We start from the raw sequence: 2930 nt of genomic DNA, 5'->3' as shown, positions 1-2930 counted from the left end.
TCTCTTGTTGGGGCCTCCTGTTCATTGGCGGAGCGGGAAACTGGTGGTCAGCCACAGGTTTATCCCGACGTCGGGGGCGGCGGGGGTGAGGCCGACGTGGACGCCCGTCCGAAGGTCGAACCGTCCCAGATCGTATATCAAGCCCGCACCCACCCTTACGTCGGTCCGGCCGCGGTTCGAGTCCCTGGCGAACAGCTCGACCCCGAAGCGGTGATCGCCGCGCGGAATCTCGGCGAGTGCGCTCGCACGCCAACCCGACTCCGCCAGGCCGGCGCGCGGGTCGTGGAAGCCGCCGGCATTGAGGTGCAGCTCGTAGCGGTCCATCCGTATCGTCGCGAGCAGCGTGCTCTCGACGCCCACGCCACCGGTCGAGCGGCTGACCGGCGCCGACGCCAGGGTCTCCACGCCGATGCTGAGCGTGTCCGAGACGGGCGCCGCCCATTTGGCCCCGAGCGCTCCGTCCTTCAGCCCCTCGCCGCGTGGCGAGTATTCCAGTTCGGAGATCAGCTCGAAGCCGTTCGGCAGGCCGAGATTGGCCTGCAACAGCGGGCTGAGAAGCTCGGTCCGACCTGAGTCGCGTTCGATCTCGCCGAGACCCAGGCGCAACTCGACCTCGTGCGGATCCGCCGTTCCGGCATCCGTCGAGCGGTACGGCGGGAAAGCGTACGCGGACGCGGGCATGCCGACGACGGCCGCGATGAGTGCGGCGCACGCCCGCACTGGACAGGCCGCGGTTGCCCTCATCATGCGCCGACACTTCTCCCTCAAGGACCGCCGCGAACGGGCCGGCGGATATCCCTAGTAGCTGATCCAACCCGCCAGGCCCGCTGCCAGGACGATCACCACGACGTTGAGCTTGCTCTTCCACAGATAGAGCACGGCCAAAGCCACGGCGAAGATCGCCAAGGCCGGCCAGAGCGAAGGAACCCGCCCAGCCGTCGCCTGGGCGAGTTGCAGCGTGGTGGCCGCGATCAGCCCGACGACGCCGGCAGCCACGCCTTCCAAGAGGGCGTGCAGCGCCTTGACCTCGAGCACGGCTTCGAGGCGATCGTACAGCACGAGGGAGAAGGCGAAGGCGGGCAGGAAGATGCCGACGGTCATGGCAACCGCCCCGAGGGGGCCTCCCGCTACGTAGCCGACGAACGTGGAGAAGATGATCAGCGGCGCCGGAAGCACGCCGGAGAGCGCCAGTCCGTCGAGGAACTGGCCGTCGCTCATCCAGCCGCGCCCGACCGCGTCGTTGCGCAGGAACGGGATCGCCGTATAGGCGCCGCCGAAGGTCAGCAGGCCCGCCTTCAGACCGGACAGGAACAGGAGCAGCGGCCCGGCGCGCGCCTGGTCCGCGAGGCCGGCCACGGTGACGCCGGGCTGGGCCGTGGGAACCCACAGCACGACGGCGGCGGCGGCCGCAACAGCGATGCCCGCGGCGAGGACCGCCAGCCCCCGGCGGCGCGAGGCGGCCAGCGCATAGATGACGCCCGCGGCGGGCAGGGTGATCCAGAAGCTCGCGCCCAGGAGGGCGGCGACGCCGCAGCCGATGGCCAAAGCCCATAGCCAGCGATCGTTGAGGACGTGCTCCCCGATCCGGTGGACGGCGCGCACGATGAGGGCGATCACCGCCGCCTGCACGCCGAGGAACGCGGCGCCGAGCCCTGACCCGGCAAGGTCGATGGCGAAGTAGAGCCACGACAGCGCCAGCATGAGCAGAAATCCCGGCAACATGAACGCGAGCCCAGCCAGCACGCCGCCGAGCCGGCCCTTCGCGCGCATGCCGAGATGAACGCACAGCTCGTGCGCTTCGGGTCCCGGCAGGACCTGCATCACCGCGAGCAGCCGGTTGAACCTCGCACTGGAGATCCAGCGCTCCTCCTCGACCAGTTCCTTCCGCAACATCGCAATCTGGGCGACAGGGCCGCCCCAGGCCATCAGCCCGAAACGCAGGAAGCGCAGGAAGAGCTGAGGATAGGTCAGCGCCGGCGGCTGTGGCTCGGCGGCCGACGGGGCGTCGCTTACCACCGTCGCGGTCATGCGGCCGCTCCTGTGAGGACGACCGGGACCGAGACACGCGGTCCACCCGGCTCCATGCGATAGGTGAAAGACAGTCCGACCATTCGCGCACGCTCCAAACGCCCAGGCACGAGGCCTGAGGGGAGCGGGTCTTGGACGGACATCCGTCTATGGGCGGGCGCCCGCATGGCCCGCGCAGGGGCGTATATCATCCAGATCCGGCCGGTTGAAGTCTCGCCGCCGGCATATCCTCCGGCAAGGGGCCGATGCCTGAACCGTGCGGAACCGTTAGGCTTTCCTGACCGCCGTCCGCAGCGCCCCACAGCCGCCATTCTCACAGGCCTGACCACGTGAGCCCCTCCGGGATCTCGCGGACGAGCGGCTCGGGCGAATTTCGCAATGCATCGACCGCACCCACCGCCACCAAGCGTCCGGCGTTCATCACCGCGATGCGGTCGCCCAACGCCACGGCCTCGCGGATGTCATGGGTCACGTAGACCGCCGTCATCCGGCGTTGGGTGAAGAGCTTCTTCAACAGACCCAGCAGCTCTCGCCTAAGGCGGAGGTCGAGGTTCGACAGCGGTTCGTCCAACAGCACCGCGGCCGGCTCGGTCACGAGCGCACGCGCGATCGCGACCCGCTGGCGTTCGCCGCCCGAGAGCTCCCCCGGATAGGCCGCGGCGCGCTCCCGCAGCTCCACCTGTTCGAGCGTCCGGGCGATCCGCTCCTCCTGCTCCGGCCTGGGCACGCACACTGAGCTCAGCACGAAGCGCAGGTGGGCTTCGACTGACAGATGCGGCCAAAGCGCGAGGTCCTGGAACACCATCGCCAGTCGCCGGCGCTCAGGCGGCACCAGGACGCGTCTGTCGGCGCTGAGGCGGGTCGCGCCGGCCCAGACCGTCCCTCGCGTGGGCGCATCCAGT

3 protein-coding genes are annotated in these 2930 nt (G+C 69.6%); all 3 read right to left on the bottom strand.

The genetic code is table 11. The annotated features are described in order from the left end of the window. Positions 1–21: 21 nt before the first annotated feature. Entirely contained in the window at positions 22–681 is a 660-nt protein-coding gene (locus tag QZV94_RS24320) for a hypothetical protein (protein ID WP_293682953.1), read from the bottom strand. A gap of 117 nt (positions 682–798) precedes the next feature. Next, the gene (locus tag QZV94_RS24315) at positions 799–2028 is read right to left on the bottom strand and encodes a chromate transporter (protein WP_293682951.1); all 1230 of its coding nucleotides are present in this window, start codon (positions 2026–2028) and stop codon (positions 799–801) included. Between the two features lie 313 nt (positions 2029–2341). Further along, the coding region (locus tag QZV94_RS24310) for an ATP-binding cassette domain-containing protein (RefSeq protein ID WP_293682949.1) at positions 2342–2930 on the bottom strand (589 nt) is incomplete at its 5' end.

The sequence above is a fragment of the uncultured Phenylobacterium sp. genome, assembly GCF_902826855.1.
Lineage (GTDB): Bacteria > Pseudomonadota > Alphaproteobacteria > Caulobacterales > Caulobacteraceae > Phenylobacterium.
Note: the sequence above shows the minus strand (reverse complement) of the source record. Positions and strands in the feature narration are given on the sequence as shown.

Bases quoted from the DNA above. Each gene is read 5' to 3' on its own strand.
- QZV94_RS24320 (WP_293682953.1), bottom strand. From the start codon at position 681: ATGCCCGCGTCCGCGTACGCTTTCCCGCCGTACCGCTCGACGGATGCC.
- QZV94_RS24315 (WP_293682951.1), bottom strand. From the start codon at position 2,028: ATGACCGCGACGGTGGTAAGCGACGCCCCGTCGGCCGCCGAGCCACAG.